The 23,253-nt window shown below is 48.9% G+C and carries 21 protein-coding genes; 10 read left to right on the top strand and 11 right to left on the bottom strand.

The features are described 5' to 3' along the window. Positions 1 to 264 precede the first annotated feature (264 nt). The 3 genes from ppnN (at position 265) to AKL11_RS20030 (ending at position 5,054) form a co-directional block, all read left to right on the top strand. Complete coding sequence (gene ppnN / locus AKL11_RS20040) at positions 265 to 1,644, top strand: nucleotide 5'-monophosphate nucleosidase PpnN (RefSeq protein ID WP_067521130.1); 1,380 nt, start codon at positions 265 to 267, stop codon at positions 1,642 to 1,644. Between the two features lie 271 nt (positions 1,645 to 1,915). Beyond that, complete coding sequence (gene acnB / locus AKL11_RS20035) at positions 1,916 to 4,507, top strand: bifunctional aconitate hydratase 2/2-methylisocitrate dehydratase (RefSeq protein ID WP_067521418.1); 2,592 nt, start codon at positions 1,916 to 1,918, stop codon at positions 4,505 to 4,507. Between the two features lie 82 nt (positions 4,508 to 4,589). Then, positions 4,590 to 5,054 (top strand): YiiD C-terminal domain-containing protein, encoded by a 465-nt coding sequence (locus AKL11_RS20030; protein ID WP_067521126.1) that lies wholly within the window; start codon positions 4,590 to 4,592, stop codon positions 5,052 to 5,054. A 13-nt stretch (positions 5,055 to 5,067) separates the two neighbouring features. Here AKL11_RS20030 and AKL11_RS20025 read toward each other — a convergent pair whose 3' ends face one another. The 4 genes from AKL11_RS20025 to AKL11_RS20010 are packed head-to-tail and all read right to left on the bottom strand — an operon-like array spanning position 5,068 to position 10,292. Further along, positions 5,068 to 7,089: a transglutaminase TgpA family protein gene (locus AKL11_RS20025; RefSeq protein WP_172807337.1), complete on the bottom strand. Its 2,022-nt coding sequence runs from the start codon at positions 7,087 to 7,089 to the stop codon at positions 5,068 to 5,070. Between the two features lie 13 nt (positions 7,090 to 7,102). Beyond that, complete coding sequence (locus tag AKL11_RS20020) at positions 7,103 to 8,080, bottom strand: DUF58 domain-containing protein (protein WP_157673680.1); 978 nt, start codon at positions 8,078 to 8,080, stop codon at positions 7,103 to 7,105. Between the two features lie 19 nt (positions 8,081 to 8,099). Next, a complete protein-coding gene (locus AKL11_RS20015; RefSeq protein WP_067521116.1) occupies positions 8,100 to 9,002 on the bottom strand; it encodes an AAA family ATPase in 903 nt (300 codons plus the stop codon). Positions 9,003 to 9,056: 54 nt separating this feature from the next. Next, complete coding sequence (locus tag AKL11_RS20010; RefSeq protein ID WP_067521112.1) at positions 9,057 to 10,292, bottom strand: O-succinylhomoserine sulfhydrylase; 1,236 nt, start codon at positions 10,290 to 10,292, stop codon at positions 9,057 to 9,059. 306 nt (positions 10,293 to 10,598) lie between these two features. On the opposite strand from AKL11_RS20010, the gene AKL11_RS20005 reads away from it, so the two are divergent. Further along, the gene (locus AKL11_RS20005; protein ID WP_067521109.1) at positions 10,599 to 11,405 is read left to right on the top strand and encodes a 5'-3' exonuclease H3TH domain-containing protein; all 807 of its coding nucleotides are present in this window, start codon (positions 10,599 to 10,601) and stop codon (positions 11,403 to 11,405) included. 42 nt (positions 11,406 to 11,447) lie between these two features. Here AKL11_RS20005 and purF read toward each other — a convergent pair whose 3' ends face one another. The 3 genes from purF to AKL11_RS19990 form a co-directional block, all read right to left on the bottom strand. Continuing rightward, complete coding sequence (purF, locus tag AKL11_RS20000) at positions 11,448 to 12,950, bottom strand: amidophosphoribosyltransferase (protein ID WP_067521106.1); 1,503 nt, start codon at positions 12,948 to 12,950, stop codon at positions 11,448 to 11,450. Between the two features lie 184 nt (positions 12,951 to 13,134). After that, positions 13,135 to 13,629, bottom strand: a complete 495-nt coding sequence (locus AKL11_RS19995; protein ID WP_067521102.1) for a CvpA family protein — start codon at positions 13,627 to 13,629, stop codon at positions 13,135 to 13,137. A gap of 250 nt (positions 13,630 to 13,879) precedes the next feature. After that, the gene (locus tag AKL11_RS19990) at positions 13,880 to 14,398 is read right to left on the bottom strand and encodes an SPOR domain-containing protein (RefSeq protein ID WP_067521099.1); all 519 of its coding nucleotides are present in this window, start codon (positions 14,396 to 14,398) and stop codon (positions 13,880 to 13,882) included. Between the two features lie 246 nt (positions 14,399 to 14,644). Between AKL11_RS19990 and AKL11_RS19985 the strand changes: the two genes are divergently transcribed. Beyond that, on the top strand, positions 14,645 to 15,421 hold the full coding sequence (locus AKL11_RS19985; protein ID WP_067521094.1) for a DsbC family protein: 777 nt from the start codon (positions 14,645 to 14,647) through the stop codon (positions 15,419 to 15,421). Positions 15,422 to 15,482: 61 nt separating this feature from the next. Here AKL11_RS19985 and AKL11_RS19980 read toward each other — a convergent pair whose 3' ends face one another. From AKL11_RS19980 to AKL11_RS19970, 4 genes are all read right to left on the bottom strand, one after another. After that, positions 15,483 to 16,247, bottom strand: a complete 765-nt coding sequence (locus tag AKL11_RS19980) for an SDR family oxidoreductase (protein WP_067521090.1) — start codon at positions 16,245 to 16,247, stop codon at positions 15,483 to 15,485. A 39-nt stretch (positions 16,248 to 16,286) separates the two neighbouring features. After that, positions 16,287 to 17,021 carry a sulfite exporter TauE/SafE family protein gene (locus AKL11_RS19975; RefSeq protein ID WP_095210560.1) on the bottom strand — a complete coding sequence of 245 codons (735 nt, stop codon included), beginning with the start codon at positions 17,019 to 17,021 and terminating at the stop codon, positions 16,287 to 16,289. A gap of 107 nt (positions 17,022 to 17,128) precedes the next feature. Continuing rightward, positions 17,129 to 17,404 (bottom strand): hypothetical protein, encoded by a 276-nt coding sequence (locus AKL11_RS26345; protein WP_253705266.1) that lies wholly within the window; start codon positions 17,402 to 17,404, stop codon positions 17,129 to 17,131. Further along, positions 17,405 to 18,634: an aminotransferase-like domain-containing protein gene (locus AKL11_RS19970; protein WP_253705264.1), complete on the bottom strand. Its 1,230-nt coding sequence runs from the start codon at positions 18,632 to 18,634 to the stop codon at positions 17,405 to 17,407. A 204-nt stretch (positions 18,635 to 18,838) separates the two neighbouring features. On the opposite strand from AKL11_RS19970, the gene AKL11_RS19965 reads away from it, so the two are divergent. From AKL11_RS19965 to AKL11_RS19950, 5 genes are all read left to right on the top strand, one after another. Further along, a complete protein-coding gene (locus AKL11_RS19965) occupies positions 18,839 to 20,191 on the top strand; it encodes an aminotransferase family protein (RefSeq protein WP_067521082.1) in 1,353 nt (450 codons plus the stop codon). Positions 20,192 to 20,320: 129 nt separating this feature from the next. Continuing rightward, positions 20,321 to 21,343, top strand: a complete 1,023-nt coding sequence (gene tauA, locus AKL11_RS19960; RefSeq protein WP_067521078.1) for a taurine ABC transporter substrate-binding protein — start codon at positions 20,321 to 20,323, stop codon at positions 21,341 to 21,343. A gap of 63 nt (positions 21,344 to 21,406) precedes the next feature. Next, entirely contained in the window at positions 21,407 to 21,676 is a 270-nt protein-coding gene (locus tag AKL11_RS26710) for an ATP-binding cassette domain-containing protein (protein WP_366556868.1), read from the top strand. Further along, positions 21,657 to 22,259, top strand: coding sequence for an ATP-binding cassette domain-containing protein (locus AKL11_RS19955; RefSeq protein WP_366556867.1), 603 nt, complete (start codon positions 21,657 to 21,659; stop codon positions 22,257 to 22,259). Before AKL11_RS26710 ends, AKL11_RS19955 begins: the two co-directional genes overlap by 20 nt. Before the next feature lie 2 nt (positions 22,260 to 22,261). After that, complete coding sequence (locus AKL11_RS19950) at positions 22,262 to 23,155, top strand: ABC transporter permease subunit (protein WP_095210559.1); 894 nt, start codon at positions 22,262 to 22,264, stop codon at positions 23,153 to 23,155. Positions 23,156 to 23,253: the final 98 nt, after the last annotated feature.

Genomic DNA, 23,253 nt, shown 5'->3' with positions numbered 1-23,253 from the left:
GAAAGAGAAATTAAGAAGAAAAATAGGCCTGGTAACTCGATTAACATTGATCACTATGAAGATGACAGAGTAACGGATCATATTCAAGACTGACCAACACCCAATAAAAACAGTATGATAAAACAGGCAAGTGCATCATTTACTGCACATTTTACTCCACGACTGACTCCACAACAGCGCAAAGGAACCGATACAAACTACGTTCTGCACTCTACATTTATCAGACGGCAGAATGATTGATTCAGCATCTCCAAAGGGGGCAGAATGAGCCAAACCAATAACGTAGTCTCCACCACCGTCAATCCGGTTGGCACCATGCGCGTGCTATCGAGCCGGGAAGTTCACAGCCTGCAGGATAATTCCAAAGCGGGTCTGCACCGACTGTTTCGCCAGTGCGCTCTGGCCGTATTAAGTGACGAAATGGAAGGCGACAGCGCTGAAGAGCTGCTGCAATCCTATACCGATTTTGATATTCGCATTATTCAGGAACACCGCGGGCTTAAGCTCGAACTGATCAATGCCCCCGCTTCCGCCTTTGTCGATAACAAACTGATTCGCGGCGTCAGAGAAAACCTGTTTTCTGTTCTGCGAGACATTCTCTACGTCTCCTCGCTGGTACCGCACAAAGAGAACGATGAAGCCGTCAGCTCCTCCGATATCACTCACCAGGTGTTTGAGGTCCTTCGTCACGCCAATGCCTTTATCACCAAACAGACGCCGGATATTGTTGTCTGCTGGGGCGGGCACTCTATCGGTCGAGACGAGTATAAATACACCAAACTGGTTGGCTATCAGCTGGGGCTGCGCAGAATGAATATCTGCACCGGTTGCGGTCCCGGCGCCATGAAAGGCCCAATGAAAGGCGCCTATATTGGTCATGCGAAACAACGCATCAGCAGAGGTCGTTTTATCGGATTAACGGAGCCGGGCATCATCGCGGCCGAATCCCCGAACCCCATCGTTAACGAACTGATCATTATGCCGGACATTGAAAAACGTCTGGAAGCCTTTGTTCGTCTCGGCCATGGCATCATTGTATTTCCCGGAGGCCCGGGCACCTGCGAAGAAATCCTCTATCTGCTGGGCATTCTCTTACATCCGGATAATCAGGATATCCCCCTCACCCTGATACTCACTGGCCCGGCAGGCTCTGAAGCCTACTTTGAACAGATCGATGAATTTATAGGGAACACCCTCGGCGTTGCAGCCCAGAATAAATACGAAATCATCGTCGACGACCCTTCTAAAGTGGCAACTCTTATGGCCAAAGGCCTGGAAAAAGTCACCCGCTTCCGCCGAAGCCAGAACGACGCCTATTACTTCAACTGGCTGTTAAAGGTTGATCAGGAGTTTCAGCACCCCTTCGATCCAACCCATGAGAACATGGCCGCACTGGATTTACACAGCAACCTGCCACCGCACCAACTGGCGGCCAATCTTCGCCGTGTGATGTCTGGCATTGTTGCCGGAAATATAAAAGAAGACGGGGTCAATCTGATTCGACAAAAAGGACCTTACCAACTGAGCGGCGAACCAGAGCTGATGAAGCAAATGGATAAACTTCTACAGTCGTTTGTAGACCAGCATCGTATGAAGCTGCCCGGCAGCCATTACGAACCCTGTTATGAAATTATTAACACATAATCTCCCCTGAAGGGGCTACCCCGCCCCTCCAGCCCCCCGCAACTATTCACTAAAAAAATAGTGGTTATTTCGGTCTTTACTTAACTTGAAATGTACGTTCCGCTATACTGCCCGCGCCGCCAGTGCTTTAACTGCCTGATAATTATCAACATCATTGCGTGAGCACTGGCCAAGATTTCACCTTGGAACGTCTGACGGACCTACCCAATAATCACAATGGTTCGTCGAAGGATCGCCCAAGAGCCTGCCACAGATGATGAGGGTAGAACTCGTGTTAGAAGCTTATAGAAAACACGTCGAAGAGCGTGCACAGGAAGGTGTCCCACCTAAGCCCCTGAGCGCCGAACAGGTACAAGGCCTGGTTGAATTACTGAAAACCCCACCTGCCGGTGAAGAAGCATACCTTCTTGATCTGCTGGAAAATCGCATTCCTCCTGGTGTTGATGAAGCCGCTTATGTAAAAGCCGGTTTCCTGTCTGCCATCGTAAAAGGCGAAGCAGAATCCCCACTGGTAGATAACAAAAAAGCGGTTGAACTATTGGGCATGATGTTGGGCGGTTACAACATCGAAACCCTGATTGAACTGCTGGACAACACCGAACTGGCAGAGCTGGCAGCAAAACAGCTGAAGAGCACTCTGCTGGTATTCGATTCTTTCCACGACGTGGAAGAAAAAGCAAAAGCGGGCAACACTCACGCTCAAGCGGTGCTTCAATCCTGGGCGGACGCCGAGTGGTTCACCAAGCGTGACGCGGTGCCAGAAAGCATCAAAGTGGCTGTCTTCAAAGTCACTGGCGAAACCAATACCGACGATCTGTCTCCAGCACCGGATGCCTGGTCCCGCCCGGACATTCCTCTGCACGCTCGCGCCGCTTACAAAATGACCCGAGACGGTCTTGAGCCAGAAGAACACGGCGTCACTGGCCCTCTGAAGCAAATCGAAGAGATCAAGAGCAAAGGTCTGCCTGTTGCTTTTGTGGGCGACGTTGTGGGTACCGGTTCTTCCCGTAAGTCCGCCACTAACTCTGTACTGTGGTTCTTTGGCGATGATATGCCTGGCGTACCGAACAAGCGTGCTGGCGGTATCTGCATCGGTGCCAAAGTCGCTCCGATCTTCTTCAACACTATGGAAGACGCTGGCGCACTGGTTTTCGAAGCACCCGTAGACAAAGTGAACATGGGTGACGTGATTGAAATCCGTCCATACGACGGCAAGATTCTTTCTGAATCTGGCGAAGTGCTTTCCGAGTTCTCGTTCAAATCCGACGTTATTCTGGACGAAGTTCGAGCTGGCGGTCGTATCAACCTGATCATCGGTCGTGGTCTTACCGACAAAGCTCGTGAAGCCCTGAAGCTGGGTCATTCAGACATCTTCCGTCGTCCAGTGGCACCTAAAGATTCCACCAATGGTTTCACTCTGGCTCAGAAAATGGTCGGCAAGGCTTGCGGCGTTGACGGTGTTCGTCCTGGCCAGTACTGCGAACCTAAGATGACCACTGTCGGTTCTCAGGACACCACCGGCCCAATGACCCGCGATGAACTAAAAGATCTGGCGTGTCTTGGCTTCTCTTCTGATCTGGTGATGCAGTCTTTCTGTCACACGGCTGCTTATCCAAAACCAGTGGACGTGGAAACGCACCACACCCTGCCCGACTTCATCATGAACCGTGGCGGTGTTGCCCTGCGCCCTGGTGACGGCATCATCCACAGCTGGCTGAACCGTATGCTGTTGCCGGATACCGTTGGTACTGGCGGTGACTCGCACACCCGTTTCCCACTGGGTATTTCATTCCCTGCGGGTTCCGGTCTTGTAGCTTTCGCAGCGGCTACCGGTGTTATGCCATTGGATATGCCAGAATCTATTCTGGTGCGTTTCAAAGGTGAAATGCAGCCGGGCATCACTCTGCGTGATTTGGTACACGCCATTCCACTGTACGGCATCAAGCAAGGTCTGCTCACCGTCGAAAAGAAAGGCAAAAAGAACGCCTTCTCTGGTCGTGTACTGGAAATCGAAGGTCTTGAAAGCCTTACTGTTGAGCAGGCATTTGAATTGTCTGATGCTTCCGCAGAGCGTTCTGCAGCGGGCTGTACCATCACGTTGTCTGAAGAATCCATCACGGAATATCTGAACTCCAACATCACCATGCTGCGCTGGATGATCAGCGAAGGTTATGGCGATCGTCGTACGATTGAGCGTCGTGCCGCGAAAATGGAAGAATGGCTGGCGAACCCAACCATGATGCGTGCAGATAAAGATGCCGAGTACGCTGAAATCGTCGAAATCGATCTGGCCGACATCAAAGAGCCAATCCTCTGCGCACCAAACGATCCAGACGACGCACGTACACTGTCTGATGTTGCCGGCGACAAAGTAGACGAAGTCTTCCTGGGCTCCTGCATGACCAACATCGGCCACTTCCGCGCAGCCGGTAAACTGCTGGAGCAGAATCACGAGCCGCTGAAGACCCGCTTCTGGATGTCGCCACCCACCAAAATGGACAAGGCGCAGCTGGAAGAAGAAGGTTATTACGAAATCTACAACGACAGCGGTGTTCGTACAGAAATTCCGGGATGTTCACTGTGCATGGGCAACCAGGCTCGCGTAGAGCCAGGTGCGACTGTACTGTCTACCTCTACCCGTAACTTCCCGAACCGTTTGGGTGATGGCGCTAACGTGTACCTCTGCTCTGCAGAGCTGGCTTCTGTGGGCGCGATTATGGGCAAGATTCCGACTACTGAAGAGTACATGGAATACGCCAGCAATCTGAAATCCATGTCTGCGGATATCTATCAGTACCTGAACTTTGACCGTGTTGAGTCTTATCAGAAAGCGGCAGATGATATTATTGCCAAAGCTGGTTAATCAGACAACGATGTCAATGTAAACCCAAAGCCCCTGATCTTCAGGGGCTTTTTATTACAGAGCTTTTTATTACAGAGCATTTATGAACAACACCCAAAAACCCACGCCAGAATCACTCTTTACCCCGGAGTTGACTCGGTGGATCAAAGACAATATTCCACTACTGAACAGTATGGATGTCAGCTTTGATCAGTTTCAGGATGGAGAGCTAACCATCAGCTGCCCACTGGAGCCCAACATTAACGACAAAGGCACTGCTTTTGGCGGAAGTATTGCGGCACTGGCCACCATTTGCGGCTGGCTTTACACGACACTTTACGCACGCACAATAGTAAAAGAATGCGCTGCCGTGATTGCTGATTCACAAATGACCTATCACGCGCCCGGCACAGACAGAATCATCGCAAAGTGCCAGGCACAGGTTCCAGAGACGTTTTATGAGCGATTAAGCGAACAGCGTAAGGCCAAACTGGAATTAACCATCACACTGCTCTCGGATGAGATTCATATCGCGACTTATAAAGGGCTCTATGTGGCAATCCCATGATTGCCACAACAATTCATATCTGGCTTATGGCACTTTTGAGAGATTGAAATTCAGCCTTATCCAAATCGTCCGTTTTCCCATAAGCCGAGCGGATATATCGACCAATAACTGGCTTCAACTTTTCCCCCAGAACAGGGTTTTCTAAACAAATACGATCAGCAAACGCCGCCGGCCCTTCTCCGGGTTCTCGGTGATAGCCTTTGCGCGCTAGCTTTTTCTCTAATGACAGCCATAATTTTTGATGTACGCTCAACGCTGACTTTTTGCTCAACAAAAAGAAAACACCATACAGTGAAAGGAAGATAACCATCAGTCCACCCAGTACTGCCATCTGGTGCCAATAATAAGCTGCAGTACCAAACAACTGACGCATAAAATCTTCCTGAGCGTCCTCTTGATACTGGATAACTGATTTCTGCCAGCGATACTCCAATCCTTCCCACTGGTTTCTCAAAAACTTCAGGACCTGGGTATTTCTCAAATGGTAGGCCAATGGCAACTCTTTCTGCTCAAGTCGCCCTCTGGAAATCATCTCATCAATGCCCAGCTCTACCCTTTCAGGAGCGACCGCTGTCGTTGGATCAAAACGAATCCAACCTTCACCATCCACCCAGATTTCTGCCCAGGCATGAGCATCTCTCTGTAATACCCGAATAACATTGTCTTCCGGTAATAAATCACCGCCCTGATAACCCGTAACAATACGAGCCGGCACACCAACTGAGCGCATCATAAAGACAAAACTGCTGGCATAATGCTCACAGAAACCTTTTTGATAACGGAACATAAAATCATCCACTTCATCCCGCCCCATCAACGGCGGCGATAGAGTGTAATAAAACGTGGACTGATTGAAGAATTTCAAAATACTCCGACCCATAACAAGAGGATCACCCTCCGATTCCTCAAACAACTCTCGTGCAAAATAGCGACTCTCTTCATTACCTGTGTCAGGTAATGTTGTGTTCACTTCTCTTAGCCACGCTGGCATGGATACTGAAACCGGATCAATTTTCTCTGATGAAGGACGATAGAGCTTCCTTTCGAACACGGGGCGTTCTGCCTCAATCCGCATGGTACGAAACAATGTACTATCAGGTATTGCACTGGCAGCTGGCCCCAGAGTAGGTAACCACTCACTGCCACTGGGTTCCAGTAAAATTTCGTAGTCATAACCGTCTGGCTGATTCTGCCACCAGCTGACCGCGGCACTCTTCTTTACTTGCCAGTCGCTATCACTAACGACAACATCAGGGTATTGACGACGCAGTGTATCCAGTTTGGTTTGCGACCACTGACCATCAGTGTATTGATCAAAAACAAGGGCTCGCCAGTAGCGTTGATCCGGCAGAGGCATATCCCCCTTAAACTGCGCTCTGAATGCTAACTCGTAGGATTGGCTCAAGCTGGCAACATCACCAGGCTTTAAGGTACCGGAAAGACCGGTTTGCTTTGAGGAATCCGGCCAGGTCACCGCCCACAATGGCCCTAATCGAGGCACAAAGACAAACAGTACAATGGTTAATGGCAACGCCTGAAGCACCATCAATCCAGCAAAGCGACCACTGACTTTTATTGAACGTTGATCAGGCGATGAATAGACAGCATGAACTGCCGCCACCAGCACACCAATGCAAAGCACCAGATAAGCGGCCTGTGACAACGATTGAGAATACAACCCTGCGGCACCAGTCACAAAGAAGCCAATAAACGCCACGATCATGGCATCTCTTCGAGTAACCGTCTCCAGCATTTTTAAGGCGTAGCCGGTGACCAAAACAGTCACTGCCATCTCCAGGCTAAACGTCCAACCTAAACCGGCAATAATTAACCCGACAGCACAGGCCACCAGCACTATTCTGATAACAACATTCGGCCAGAAGCCACGACCAAACCAGATCAACACGCGCCACAATAGCGTCAGAGCAATCAGCGGTAGCACCGTTACGGGCAAGACATCAAACACTGGCAGCGCCACCATCACCTGAGCCAACAGCAACCACAACGTGGCGTAGCGCGATACCGCTGGGCTCATGACTTTTTTCTTTTTAGCGCTCATCACTGTCATCAACGTTGTAAAGTGCCAGCAATTCAAATGCTTTATGCAGATGGACTGCGCCGTTGGCAGGCGACAGCTTCTGTGTACCCAGTGTTAAGCCATAGCTGAAACGTTGTCGTTCGCAATAAAGGCACCAGCCGGTCAAAATTGACAACTGTTTTTCAAGGTCGTAACCAGCAACCTGATCCAGAGAAAACCACAACTCTCTACCAACGGGCTGATCAAACTGCTTGGTCAGCAGTTCACCCGTTTTAGCAAAACCCTGCCAGTAAACATGGGAAGGGCTGTCGGTTTCCTGATAACCGCGAAAACCATGAAAATCATCAATACCGGATTTCACCAGTGATCTTTCACCGCCCTTACCGCAGTTCCCCTCTGGCAACGGTATACCCTCCTCCGGCGCGGGATAAATCAACGAGTGACAATCCAACCGAACCCAGGTCCAGGTACGAAAAAATCCCAACGGGTAAATACTTTTGATAAGCATCCTGCCCGGTCGAAAGCGCCCTCTTTGCTCTTCTGGTGCCAACAGTGACTGCTCATGTTCATGAGAAAAACTGGCTGACACCATTTCGGACTCTGGCCAGCCCATCAAAATGGAAAAACGCTGGCGACCTTCCGTCAGGCATTCCAAATTCACCGGCACCGGTTCGCCTGCATAAACCGACTCAGCGCCGCGCACGACCAGCGTAATACCGGCCAGGTTTCGCCACGTGTGAATCATAGAAATCTGGAAAAGACTGAGCATGAAAAAACACAGCCCAAATGCTAATGAGTTGGAATAGTTAGTGGCCACCAGAAAGACCAACAACACCATCAACAACCAGAAAAAACCATAGCCCGTGGGCACAATATAAATGCGACGCTGGTTTAATCTGATGCGATGGGAGCGAGGGCTTCGGCTGTCAATCCAGCGGCGAAACCGTTCCGACAGCCACTTCTCCGGTGATTTCAGACTTTCATTCATACTGTGAGAGCGCATCCGTTTAAACCATCACGTTAACGCGGGCCAATAATTCGCTAGGTGAAATCCCATGTTTGCTGGTAATCAAACGATGCCTTGCCACGGGCAGAAATACCGCTTGAACATCTTCCGGCACCACGTAATTTCGACCGTCAATACGAGCCCAGGCTTTTGCAGCCTGAAGCAAAGCAAGGCCAGCCCGTGGCGATAGGCCAACCTCAAAATGCTCTTCACTGCGCGTGGCCTTTAACAATCGAAGAATGTAATCCAACAGCAAATCACTGGCGCTGACCTTGTCCACTTCTTCCTGCAGCAGCAGAAGTTCTTCTGCAGTCATCGCCTGCTCAAGGCTATTGAGACACAGACGACCAGCCTCGCCTTTCAAGATAGCTTTTTCAGATTCGGTGTCGGGATACCCCATATGAATCTGCATTAAAAAGCGATCCTGCTGAGACTCCGGAAGCGCAAAGGTACCTTCCTGAAATACCGGATTCTGGGTCGCAATAACAATAAACGGCTTTGGCAGCATTCTGGCCTCACCATCAACAGTCACCTGACGTTCTTCCATGGCTTCCAATAATGCACTCTGGGTTCTGGGTGACGCCCTGTTGACTTCATCTGCCAGCAGCATCCCGGTAAACACCGGGCCCGGTTTGAATTGAAAGTCACTGGCAGACTGATCAAAGATTGATACACCGAGAATGTCCGCTGGCAATAAATCGCTGGTAAATTGAATCCGCTGATATTCCAGACCCAACAGACGGGAGAAAGAAAGCGCCATGGCCGTCTTTCCCATGCCGGGTAAATCTTCGATCAACAAATGCCCACGGGCGAGAAAACAGCAGAGCGCCAGTCGTACTTCGTTATCCTTCCCCCGAATAACGCCCGACATGGATTCCAGACAGTTCTTGATTATTGCGTCCATATCAACCTGATTTTTTAGTATTGGTTATTAAGCAATTCACGTACGCAGGCACTCTTAACGCAATTGCTGTAGTCCCTTATCAATATCCCGCTTGAGATCTTCAATATCTTCTAATCCCACAGCAACACGAACCAGGCCTTCTGTAATGCCAGAGCGCTGTTTGTCGTCATCCGTAAGACGACAATGCGTGGTGGTTGCCGGGTGGGTAATGGTGGTTCGGGTATCACCGAGATTGGCGGTTCGGGACATAATGGTAACACTGTCGATGACTTTCCAGGCAGACGCTCGACCGCCCTTCACTTCAAAGGCCAGCACACCACCAAAGGCCGATTGCTGTTTTTTGGCAAGCTCATGGCCTCGGTGTGAACTCAGACCAGAGTAATGTACCTTGTCAACCGCCGGATGTTCATCCAGCCATTTCGCCAAAGCGGTGGCATTACGACAGTGGCCTTCCATTCTGATGGAGAGCGTTTCCAACCCTTTAAACAGAACCCACGCATTAAACGCGCTGAGCGTGGCGCCGGCTGCCCTTTGCCACAAATGAACTTCATTCACCAGTTCTTTTCTGCCCACCACCATGCCCCCAAGGCAACGCCCCTGACCATCAATATATTTGGTGGCAGAATGAATAATCAGATCGGCTCCAAAAAGGAGCGGCTTTTGTAATGCTGGCGTGCAGAAACAGTTATCCACCATTAATAGCGCGCTCTTGTTATAGGTGTTGTGGGCGATATCTGCCAGTCGTTGTATATCAGCGACGTCGCTCAGAGGATTCGACGGAGTTTCCAAAAATAAAAGACGGGTTTCCGGCGTCATTGCCTCCTGCCATTGCTGATAATTGGTCAGATCCACAAAGGTGGTTTTCACGCCGAACTTTTCAAAGTACTTGGCAAAAATCGTAAACGTCGTGCCAAACACATTGCGGGAACAGATGACATGATCACCGCTTTTCAGCAACGCCATACAGCTGCCCAAAATCGCCGCCATACCAGACGACGTCGCACAACCAATAATATCTTCCATGCCGCCGGCTTCGAGAATGGCCATGCGCTCTTCAAACATCTGCACAGAAGGATTGGTGTAGCGGGAGTAGACATTACCGGGCTCATCACCCGCAAACACCGCCTGAGCTTGAGCGGCGCTGTCATAAACAAAACTGGAGGTTAAATAAAGTGCTTCACTGTGCTCCCGCATATCGCTGCGAAAAGAACCGCCCCGGATTGACTGAGTGGCAAAACCCAGCGCTTCATCAATGTCTGGAAGTTGATCGTTCACGTCTTGATTTTTCATGGGTAATTCCGGGACAGCTTTTTTTTAGAGTTAAGTAGTTGTTCAGATTAAATCGCAGCTTTCTGGCTGAGTAGGCAGTTACTATGCAAGGCAGAGCGTAGGGAGCATAGCCGTAGCTATGTGACCGGAGCTGTAACGCTGCAGAGTAGCTGATTACTTAGTCAGAAAGTATGATTTAATCTGCACAACTGCTGATACTTATTCAAGGAGCTAAACATAACAGAAGCCAAACAAAATCCACAGCCTTGAACCAATTTTCGTTATCATGGTCGAACCGTCAATATGATTGCTGAATAAACACGCACTATGGCCCCCACCTTATTGTTAATTGATGCCCTGAACCTGATACGCCGAATTCATGCGGCAGTTCCCGGCAGAGAAGCCCCCAGCCAAGACAATCATGATGATGAAGCTCAGCAGGTTGATGGCGCACTGTCGGCAACCGTGTCCTCTGTGCAGCGAGCCATTAAAGAGTGCAACCCGACTCATGCATTAGTCGTGTTTGATGGTGATCCGCCCACATGGCGTCACGAATTGCTGCCGGACTACAAAGCCAAGCGCAAACCAATGCCTGATGCGTTACGAAGACGGCTGTCTGACTTCAATAAAGCGTTTCGTGAAATGGGGCTAATGACTTTTCGCCGTAATGGCGTGGAAGCCGATGATGTGATTGGCGCCATTACCCATAAAGCCATTGGCGGAAATATCAACACGATTATTCTGTCGACGGACAAAGCTTACCGCCAACTGCTTCAATCGCCTCTGGTCATCCAGAGAGATCATTTCCAGAAGCTCGATTTTGATCGGGCAGAAGTGATGAAAGAGTTCGGCATTAAACCAGAACAGCTGCTGGATTACTGGAGTATGGCAGGGGTCGGTGATATCCCGGGCGTCGACGGTGTTGGCAAAAAAGGCGCTGGTGATTTGCTGGCTCAATTTGGCAATCTGCAAAACCTGTTCAGTGAAGGTTCAAACGTTGAAGCACCGAAAGGGCCACTAAAAAAGGTACTGAATCAGAAAGAACACGCTTTACTATCTTTGCAGATGGCAACACTTAAAGAGGATATTGACTTGGGCATGAGTTTGAAAGAAATGAGGTATCTGAACAAGTAGGTCGGCAACCCAGCGGGTTACCAACCTTTGCAAACCGATCGATTACAGATCATCCTCATTGTGAAGATCGATAATATCGCTTTCCACTGCCCGGCTGCTGTCATTCCGATGGGAAGCCAACTTTGCCAGATAAGCATCATCAATATTCCCCGCCAGATAACAGCCATCAAATACCGAGCAATCGAAATCTTCGATCTCTGGGTTTAACGCTGCCACGGATTTTTTCAGCTCATCCAACTCCTGAAAAATCAGCTTATCCGCACCGATCTGCTGGCTGATTTCCTCAATCGTCCGATTATAAGCAATCAACTCTTCACTGGTGGGCATATCAATGCCATAAACATTAGGGAAACGAATCGCCGGTGCCGCAGAGCAGAAATACACTTTCTTCGCCCCCGCTTCCCGCGCCATTTCAATAATCTGTTCACAGGTAGTACCGCGAACGATGGAATCATCCACCAGCAGTACATTTTTTCCGGCAAACTCCTGACCAATGGCATTCAGTTTCTGTCGTACGGATTTCTCTCGAATCGCCTGACCCGGCATAATAAAGGTTCTGCCGATGTAGCGATTCTTCACAAACCCTTCACGATATGGCAAGCCAAGACGAGTCGCCAGTTCCAACGCAGAGTTGCGACTGGTGTCTGGAATGGGCATCACCACATCAATGTCATGATCCCCCCATTCCCGCAGAATTTTATTCGCCAGCGTTTGCCCCATGCGCAAACGGGATTGGTAAACAGAAATACCGTCCACTGTTGAATCGGGTCGCGCCAGATAGACATACTCAAACATACAAGGGGTTAGCTTGCCGGGCACGCACTGGAAACTGTGCAACTGCCGCTGCTCATCAATATAGATGGCTTCACCTGGCGCCACATCTCTTATCAGCGTAAAGCCCAGAGCATCCAGCGCCACAGACTCCGATGCCAGCATGTATTCAGTGCCCTGCGCCGTTTCCCGCTTACCGTACACTAATGGTCGTATACCGTTGGGATCACGAAAGCCCAGCATGCCCTGCCCGTTCACCAACACAACCACCGCAAAGCCGCCTTCGCAACGCTCATAAACCCCTTTCACAGCGCTGAAAAAGTCTTCCGCCTGAGGCTTGAGCTTGCCAGCTTTGGCCAGCTCGTGAGCAAGGACGTTCAGCAGAATTTCAGAATCTGAATGGGTATTGATATGACGTAAATCCGCCTCAAACAGTGATTGTTTGATCTCTTCCGCATTGGTGATATTGCCGTTATGAGCGAGCGCGATACCGTAGGGAGAGTTGACGTAAAAGGGTTGGGCTTCTGCGGAACTGGAAGTACCCGCGGTGGGATATCGAACATGGCCAAGGCCGGAAGTGCCACTGAGCCGTGTCATGTGTCGGGTGCGAAATACATCCTTCACCAGACCGTTGTCTTTTCGCAGGAAGAACCGGTTATTGTCCAGTGTTACCATTCCTGCGGCGTCCTGCCCCCTGTGTTGTAGCACAGTCAGCGCATCGAACAACAGCTGGTTAACATTCACCGTTGCCGAAATACCGACGATTCCACACATGTACTCACCCCCAGGATTGATCAGTAAAGCGTGTTATCAAAAAGACCAACCAGATGAAGAATTTGCCTGTTCCCTGTCTGAAGATCCATTTCCTGATAACTCGTGTGGGGCGAATCATACGTGAAATTACGGTATTCCGAAATCGGTCTCAGTACTCAGATGTAAAAAAGTTATTAACTGAGTATCAACCACGCATTAGCGGCCCCATTAAACCCACCACTGTTTCTTTTGACCAATCCGCCAGCAGCAGGAAGTGAGGCAATAACACCGACTGCTGCCAGGCTTGATCCTGCTCTAATGGCGCCAACGTCATCAAGCCCAACAACACTGTCACCAGCAGACAACCCCGAAGCCCCCCAAACACCATGCCCAGCATACGATCCGTACCCGTCAAACCAGTGGCCTGAACCAGCTCAGCAATAATGCGGTTAACCAGTGCACCCAGCATTAATGTCACCACAAACAACAGAGCACAGGCCGCCATAACCCGAATGGAAGGTGTGCCGATGTAATCAGTGAATCGTTCAGACAGCGCTCCGCCAAAAGACCAGGCCACAAAGATAGCAGCGATCCAGGTAACGAGGGACAGTACCTCTTTAAAAAAGCCCCGCTTTAAGCTGAGCAATGCTGAGATAATAATAATTCCGGCTATCAGCCAGTCAATCCAGGTAAAAGACAAACAAACTTCTCCACGACGATAAGAGGGTGTCGCAAAATCCGTAGGTCGGTAATTCTGTAAGAATTGCCGACACCTCGCAGGCCTGTAGTTGATTGTCGGCAACCCTTTGGGTTACCGACCTACGACATCTGCTTTTAATGATCTTTTGCGACAACCTCGATAAGCAGGAAAAACAAGAGATTATAGCGAATATACAAGGCTGCCGGACAGAGAACTGAGCAAATTAAAGCTAGATTCTGTTGACGTAAGACTAAGGCTGAAATCGAACGATCATTCCATCCAAGCCCATCTCTTTCTTCAATGATGCCTTTAACCGTTGGAAGTCATCCGGACGAGCTTCAGGCCCGATGTAAACCCGATAAAAATAACTGCCGCTATCCGTTGTCACTTTATTGATATAAGCGCTATACCCTTTCTTCTTGAGATTTTTTTCAAGATTGTCAGCGTTGCTTTTATCAGAGAACGTCGCCAACCTGAGAGACCAGGCTTTCAAATGACCTTTTTCATCAGTGCCTGTATTCTGTGTCGGGACCGGGTCGAGCTCAACCTCTTGCACCTCGTCTCTGATGGCAACCGATACAGGTTCCGCCGGCACATCAAGCTGCTCAACAAACACCGGCACTGATGGCGCCTGTAAAGGCACTGCATCATTGTCTGAGGCCAGCATTGGGTGGCTTTCTCCCCCCTTAAACAGGGCTGGCGCAAGAATAATCAATAATGCCAATAATACGACAGCTCCAAACAGCCGTTGTTTCAATCCTTCGCCCAAGGCATTCTCCAGGAAAATTAAAGCTTAATACTCCACATCATTCCAAGTGTGCCGTTTCCGGTCAAGCAGGGAATGACCTTCATAAGTCAAACGTAAAGTCCAATTGACAATAACCTTCAATACAATCAGAAAAAATCAAGCTAAACTCGTTGTTTTTCCAAGCTTCAAACACGACTTTCCAGCCAGAAACTTACTGGCCGATAGCTCAATGAAGTGGTCATGAACTATTTATTTTGAGGAACCCATATGCAAAAACTCTCTGCCCTGCTTATTACCGGCCTGCTGAGCGCAATTTCTGTGGGGGCGGTAGCTGCCAATGCAGAGCCAGATGCCACAGCCAATAAGAATGCTGAAACGGTCATCCTAAAGGAGCTGATGACTCTGGACAGCAACATTCCTGTGGAGTCTATCGCCCCAAGCCCTATCTCAGGCCTTTATGAAGTTGTCCTTAAAGGTGGATTCGTTCTTTACAGCAGCGCTTCTGGTAAACATTTGATCAAAGGTGAAATGCTGGAAATTCGTGACAACCAGCTGGTCAATCTGACAGAAGAAGTGAAAAGCAAAGCTAACGCTGAACTCCTGGCTGCTTTAGATAAAGAAGACATGATCGTCTTCTCTCCTGAAGGCGAAACCAAAGGCGTCGTCTACGCATTTACGGATGTTGACTGTGGCTACTGTCGCAAATTGCATCAGGAAGTTGGTCAAATGAATAAGTTAGGTATCGAACTTCGTTATCTGGCCTTTCCCCGTGGCGGTGAACAATCACCGGCATTTCGAAAAATGACCGATGCCTGGTGCACTGCGGATCGTAAACAAGCCATGACCGATTTAAAATCCGGTCGCAGCATCAGTATTGAGGTTCAAGGCGATAAAGCTGCCTGTGAACAGATCATCAGCAACCAGTACATGCTGGGGATGCAGATGGGTGTAACCGGCACCCCTGCAATGGTTCTGGAAAACGGACAGGTCATTCCCGGATACCGCCCGGCAGATGCAATTGCCCAGATGCTGAACATTAAATAGCCCATAAAAAAAATAGCCTGAAATACATTCAGGCTATTTTCTTTACAATTCAATCCAACCTTCAGTCTGCTTGACGAACCACCTTGAAATTATCCCACGCCTGACTGCTTGGCATCACCTCAAGACTATTAATATTAATGTGCGCCGGCTGTTGTGCAATCCAGAAGATAATATTGGCAATGTCTTCCGGCAATAATGGATTCACCCCTTTATAAAGGTTATCACTCTTATCCTGATCCCCTTTGAATCGCACGACTGAAAATTCAGTCTCACACATACCCGGCTCAAGGCTGGTCACACGAACACCGCTTCCCGCAAGATCCGAGCGAAGATTACGGGAAAATTGTGCGACAAACGCCTTACTTCCGCCATAAACACTGGCACCGGGATAAGACCAGTTAGAGGCCACCGATGCCAAATTGATAATAGACGCCTTTGGTTGTTCACGAAGAATGGGCAGCAGTTTGTGAGTGACGTTTACCAATCCGGTGACATTGGTGTCAATCATGGTATGCCAATCGTCAAGGCTGGCTTCCCAGGCGGGCTCAGTGCCCAGTGCCAGCCCTGCATTATTGACCAGCACTTCAATGTTCCGGAACGCTTCTGGCAGCTCTGTCACCATGGCACCCACTGCCTCTGCGTCTCTGACATCCAGAGTCACACAATGGACAGGCACCATCGCCTTAAGCTCATCCGCCAATTGTTGTAGCCGCTCAGCACGTCGACCGGTGATAATTAACGAGTATCCATCCTGGGCAAACAATCTGGCACTGGCCAAACCAAATCCTGACGTGGCGCCCGTAATCAATACTGTGGTTGAACTCATACCCTGTCACTCCGTTTCTTCATTTATTGTGAGCAGCTTCTAAGCAGTCGTTATCATCGTCTGCAGAGCATTAATCAGCGAAAAAAATGCAAGCAGCATCATAGTCAAAAACGCAACTTGTTGAACTATCGCCGTAGTATACAGATGAAAAAGCACTTTACCGGCCAAAGCCCCTACGATGCAAAATGGTAGCAGCATAAAAAAGAGACTAAATACGGCATCGAGATCAGTAGCACCCGACAGAATTAAGGTGGCACATAGTATAGACGTCGAAATAAAGTAAACGATTAACGTCGCACGTTGCTTTTCAAGGGAAAGTGACGAACTCATCATGTACATAATAACCGGAATACCACCGGCGGATACGGCACTAGTTGTCCAACCTGACATCACACCACAGAGCCAACGCGAACGAGTTAATAGTATGGCACGCTGAGATGGCAAATAACTGAGCAATCCCATAGCCAATATCACAACAGCCACCAGCAGCCGCAACGCTGGCTCATCCAGGGTAAACAGTAAGAAAAGACCAATGGGAATGCCTACGCTGCTGGCTATCAACAATGAGTTCAGCGTTTTAGGACAACAATGCCGCCAGCTGCCTAATAACAGCGGTAAACCAGCAACTGCATCCAGCATCAACACAGCAGGTACCGACTCAGCCACTGAATAACTTTGACCAAGCACCAGTATGGCAATAGCAGCAAAACCAAAGCCGGTATAACCACGAATCACTGCCGCCAAAAAAACGGGAGAAACCAGATACCATTCCATCAAAATTACAGCGCCACCATTGAAGACTGATGACAGTGTAACTCACTATGAAGAACGTATTTAGACACAGTTGACGTTTTCGATGGTGACAGAGAGGGTTTGATCAATTAAACCGCGACAGCAATGCCCGACCTTGCAGAATGCTCAACATATAAAGCCAGTTTTCTTATACCAGGCTCGATCTGGTTTTTCTCTATGGCTGAAAAACCTAAACGGATGAATGGCCGCTTAAATTTTTCATCCATAAAATGAACGTCACCCGGTTCAATAATAACGCCATCGTCCATACAGCGGCTGACAAGCTCCGATAAGTTTACCGTGTCCGGCAGCCTCAGCCAGAAAGAAGAACCACCCGCTTCCGGATTGACCAACATGTCTGGCAACTAACAATTCAGTGACGCCTTCATTATCTGCCATTTCTCAAAATAGCTTTTTCGTAATCGTTGCAGATAACTGTCAAAATACCCCATGGAAATAAACAAGGCTGCTGTCCGTTGATTATTTACAGGCGGGTGACGGTACATCATGCGCCGAAGCATTCGGGCCTGGGTAATCACCTCTGCATCAGCCACCAGATAACCAAGCCTTAAACCATGAGAAAGGGATTTTGACAGGCTGCCCACATAAATAACACGACCATGGGTATCCAGACTTTTCAGCGCCGGGTGAGGGCGTTCCTGAAGGTTCACCTCACTGTCATAATCATCTTCGATGATCACGAAATCTTGTTCATTTGCTCTTTTGAGTAAAGCTTTACGACGCGCCATAGGCATGGTTGCATTGGTCGGCACTTGATGACTGGGCGTGACATACACATAGTCACAGCTATCCATCGTATCAGACAATGTAACGCCATCACCATCAAGGTGCAGAGGCACAACATCTGCACCATGATGGGTGAAAATATTTCTAACATCCGGATACCCGGGCTCTTCCATGCCTAATCGCGTATTCTTACCAGCCAACAATGAAGCAAGAAGATACAACGAGTTTTGTGTGCCTACTGTGATCAATATTTCATCATTCCGAACATTGATACCCCGCTTGATCAACACCCGTTTTCTCAGCTGCTCAACAAGAAACTCATCATCACTGTCTATCAGGTCAGGCATCCATGTATTTATTTCATGCTGGCTCTGAGCCAAACGACTGCACTCTCGCCACTGGCTGATCGGAAATAAAGAATGATCGGTTTGCCCGAAAACAAAAGGGTAAGGAAAACCCTGCCAATTTTCAGGCTTTTTTATATTTCGATAATGACTGAGGTCACTTTGCAAGCGGGATGACCAGTTCAGAGAATGTCTGACATTTTCAGCTGCCGGATACAGAGAACATTTAGTCGAATAAAGGTGATAATCTTGCTCCACATAGTGCGGGCTCACAAAATAGCCACTTCGTTCGCGGGAAACAAGATACCCCTCGTCTACCAATTTCTCATAGACAAGCACTACCGTATTTCTGGACACCTGAAGCATGTCGGATAGTTTTCGACAGGATGGCAGAGCCTGGTCGCTGAAGTGCTGCCCATGGATCATGGTCACCAGATGTTCTCGCAGTTGAACTTGCAAGCTTCGGCCTTTGGCAAAGTCAATGTGAAGTAAATGGTCAGTCATAAGACATCTGCCCTATCTTTTTCCAGTGCAAAGATTCTCAATCTCAGCGCGGACGCATAAATTCCCAACTAACCTTCCTCCCTGCAATTTTTCTGCCAATCATTATATTTCGCTGGCCTGAAAAAAAATCAAATCTGTACCTACAACTGACTGCCCGGAATTTCATATGTTGAAAAAAAGCGCAAAACAAAAGGTAACCCACTAATGGATATTGCAAAACTAAGCCGACAGAACATCTGGTTCCATCTGACTCAGCACACCAGTTATGACGATAAAGCGCCACCCGTCATGGTGAAAGGTGAAGGACTTAAAGTTTGGGATATTAACGGCAAAGAGTACCTGGATGCTTCTGCTGGTGGCGTCTGGACGGTCAATGTGGGTTATGGCAGAACGTCCATAGCGGAAGCGGTGAAAAAACAGATAGAGACGCTAAATTTCTTTGCCTCAACAACTGGCACACCGGTTGCTGCAGAGTTCAGTAAACGGTTACTGGAAAAAATGCCCGGTATGGGACGAGTCTATTTTTCAAACTCTGGTTCTGAAGCTAATGAAAAGGCTTACAAAATCGTACGACAAATTGCCCATAAGAAATACAACGGCAAGAAATACAAAATCCTATACCGTGAGCGTGACTATCATGGAACGACAATCACCTGTTTAAGCTCTACCGGCCAAAATGAACGCCGCTCCCAGTACGGACCTTTTACCCCGGGTTTTGTTGAGTTTCCCTATTGCTGTGAATACCGCAGCCAATTCGGTGATATCAATGATTACGGTACCCGAGCCGCTGAAGCGATGGAGGAAGTCGTTCTCCGTGAAGGAGCAGACACTGTGGGAGCTATTGTCATTGAGCCGATCACCGCCGGTGGTGGTGTGATCCCTCCACCAGAAAACTACCTGAAAAAGGTAGAAGAAATTTGTCGTAAATACGACATCCTGCTCCATATTGATGAAGTGGTGTGTGACATGGGTAGAACCGGCACATGGTTTGGTTATCAGCACTACGGTATTCAACCGGACATTGTCACCATGGCAAAAGGGGTTGCCTCAGGGTACGCCGCTATCTCCTGCACCGTGACTACTGAAGCCGTTTTCAACCTGTTTAAGGAAAACCCTGGCGAGCGAGAAGACTACTTCCGGGATATCAGCACTTTTGCAGGTTGCACAGCAGGCCCGGCCGCAGCTCTGGAAAACCTTCGCATTCTGGAAGACGAGCACCTGCTGGAAAATGCCAGCCACATGGGTGAAATCCTGATGGCCGGATTACAAAACCTCAAAAACCAATACCCGATCATTGGTGATGTTCGAGGGAAAGGCCTTTTCCTTGGCATCGAACTGGTCAAAGATCGCACCACTAAAGAGCCTGTGGATGAAAGTGTGACCATAAAAGTAGCATCACTGTGTACTGAATATGGCCTGCTTATTGGTCGCACGAACCGTTCAATGACCCAGTTTAATAACACACTTTGCCTAAGCCCTGCTCTGACCATTAACCAATCAGAGGTCGAGCAGATTCTGAACACTCTCAATCAGGCATTTGCAGAAATATCCATTTAATTTGAAGGCACTAATTAGAAGACACTAATTAGAAGACACCGTATTCAAACGGTGCATTACAAGACGAACGTCGTCATTAAAGCACTGTCTTGGTGCAACGAGAAATAACCACAATAAAAGGAATCCGTCATGAGTAAACGTCCATCGTTAAAACGCACATTGGGTATGACCGCAATATCCATTGGGCTGACTATTGCATCCGGAGTGAGCTTTGCTAAAGAAGTCACCATTGGCTACCAAGGCATGTTCAACCCCTGGAAGTACGCCATTGATCAGGAACTGGTCGAAAAAGAAACCGGCGTTGAGATCAAATGGCGCAAATTTGATTCCGGCGCCAAAGCCATATCCGCCATTGCCTCAGGCAGTGTGGATCTTACCGTTGCAGGCTCCAGCCCTATTGCAACGGCCGTCAGCCGCGGCGTGGAGCTGGTGTGGATTATGGAAAACATTGCCGAAGCAGAAGCCTTGGTGGTGCGCGACGGCAGTGGGATCAAATCCCCTTCAGACCTGAAAGGAAAACGCATTGCCGTGCCGTTTGTATCCACAACCCACTATCACATGCTCTTCGCCCTGAAGGAATTTGGCCTTACGGAGAAAGACGTCAAACTGGTCAATATGCAGCCTAATGCAATCAATGCCGCCTGGGCACGAGGCGATATAGACGGCGCTTTCATCTGGGATCCGGTTCTGGGCAGCATTAAGAAAGACGGCTCCGTACTGATATCTTCCAAAGAACTCAGCAGCTGGGGTAAACCTACTTTTGATGGACTCATTGCCAGCAAAGAGTTCACCAGCGAGTCTCCACAGTTTGTTGCCAAGCTAATCAAAATCATTGCGGAAACTGATGAAATGTATCGTCAGGCTGGCGTAACTTTCTCCGAAGACCACCCTATTGCCAAGTCCGTCAATAAGGTTGTAGGGGGCGAACCAGAGCAGGTGGTCGAAGCAATGGCACTTTACGATTTTCCTACGATTCCTACTCAGGTTTCCTGTCAGTGGTTAGGCTGTGAAATGGAAGGTGGTGCCGCAAAAGCATTGCTCTACACCTCTGAGTTTTTGCTGCAAGAGAAAAAAATCAACGCCCTGCAGGAAGACTACAGTGCGTTTGTTAATCCCGCTTACGCCAACATGGCCCTTACCCTTACCAACTGATCTGGAACAACAATTGCTAAACGACACTGCCTGAACCCTATTGGGTTAGGCCAGGAGATAATAATGAGTGTGAACAAGGTATTGAAAATCCGGGATGTCTCTGTGGAGTACCCCGGGTTACAGGGAGGCGCTCCGGTCACCGCCCTGTCTGGCGTCAACCTGGATATTCAACAGGGGGAACTGGTGGTCGCTCTGGGGGCTTCGGGCTGTGGCAAAACCACTCTGTTAAATCTAATAGCTGGTTTTATCCAGCCAACGGCAGGTTATCTGACTCTGGGAAGCTCCACCCTCACGGGAATCCCCGAGGGTTACCATGGGGAAAGAGATTGGTGATCAAATCGTAGGCCCCAGCGCAGAGCGAGGTGTGGTGTTCCAGAAAAACGCTCTGTTTCCCTGGATGAATGTGATTGAAAATACTGAGTTCGGATTAAAGCTGCAGGGCATCCAGAAAAAAGAACGTCGGCAGCGAGCGGCAAAATACCTTGCACTCGTCGGGCTGGAAGACTTTCATGATCACAAGGTCTACCAACTATCTGGCGGCATGCAACAGCGGGTAGGTATTGCCAGGGCATTAACGAACGACCCCAGCATTCTATTACTGGACGAGCCTTTGGGGGCCCTGGATTCATTGACCAGAGAAACTCTTCAGGAACTGCTACTGGATGCCTGGCAGGCCACCAGCAAGATGATGTTTTTTATCACTCACAGTGTGGAAGAAGCCTTGTTCATGGCTTCCAGACTGATTGTTATGTCACCACGTCCGGGGCGTATTACTCACTCATTTGACCTGGACTTCAATCACCGCTTTTTAAAGTCCCGAGATGCCCGAGCCGTGAAATCCGAGCCGGATTTCATCGCGATGCGAGAAAAAGTACTGTCCATTATTCATCAGGACGATCTCAGAGAGGTAAGTTAATCATGGATATCAACACTTCGGCCATCACCAGCCAACCTCAAACAAGTGAACAAAAGCCTCCTCTACTGACACGAGTAAAACAAAGGGTCATCGCCAGTACCGTGAAACCGGGCAGTTACTACGGTGAACCAGGCCAGGGTGATAGCCGGCTGATTGCTGTGATGACCACCATTGCCTGTCTGCTGCTGTGGCTAATAGCCACCGAGCTTGGCTGGATCAAACCGCTGTTTCTGCCCTCCCCGGTTGATGTCATTCTGCGAATGGGTGATCTCGCCAATGATGGTTTTGCCGGTGCGCCTCTGACTGAACATATGACCGCAAGCCTTGGTCGTGTATTCGGCGCTTTCTTTCTGGCCGCATTAACAGCGATACCTGTGGGTATTATGATCGGTTGCAACGTCTGGTTTCGAGGCATCTTTGACCCTATCATTGAATTCTACCGACCATTGCCTCCTCTGGCGTACCTGCCTTTGATTATCATCTGGCTGGGCATTGATGAAGCCAGTAAGGTGACGTTGATTTATCTGGCCATGTTTGCCCCCATTGCTCTCAGCGCCCGAGCGGGTGTCAGTGCAGCGAGAAGTGAGCAAATTCAAGCGGCCTACTCCATGGGCGCCACCAAATTGCAAGTGCTCTACCATGTGATTATCAAAAGCGCCATGCCTGAAATACTGACCGGCCTGAGAATTGGTATTGGCTTTGGCTGGACGACGCTCGTCGCGTCAGAAATGGTGGCGGCTGAAGTCGGTATTGAGTTTATGGTTCTTAATGCCGCTGAATTTATGGTCACTGATGTCGTCATTGCAGGCATTATCATTATTGGTTTGATTGCCTACAGCTTTGATCTTTTCATGCGCTATCTGGAAAAGAAGCTGATTCCATGGAAAGGCTATTAATGAATAGCCTTTCAAGCACTCACTCTTTCATAAAACTGTAACCATCTGATATTGCGATTGCGAAGACTTTAAAAAATTTTTCTTAGAACGATTATTTA

It is taken from the genome of Endozoicomonas ascidiicola (assembly GCF_001646945.1).
Taxonomy (GTDB): domain Bacteria; phylum Pseudomonadota; class Gammaproteobacteria; order Pseudomonadales; family Endozoicomonadaceae; genus Endozoicomonas; species Endozoicomonas ascidiicola.
The sequence above is the reverse complement of the archived record's forward strand: the minus strand, read 5'-3'. Positions and strand labels throughout refer to the sequence as shown.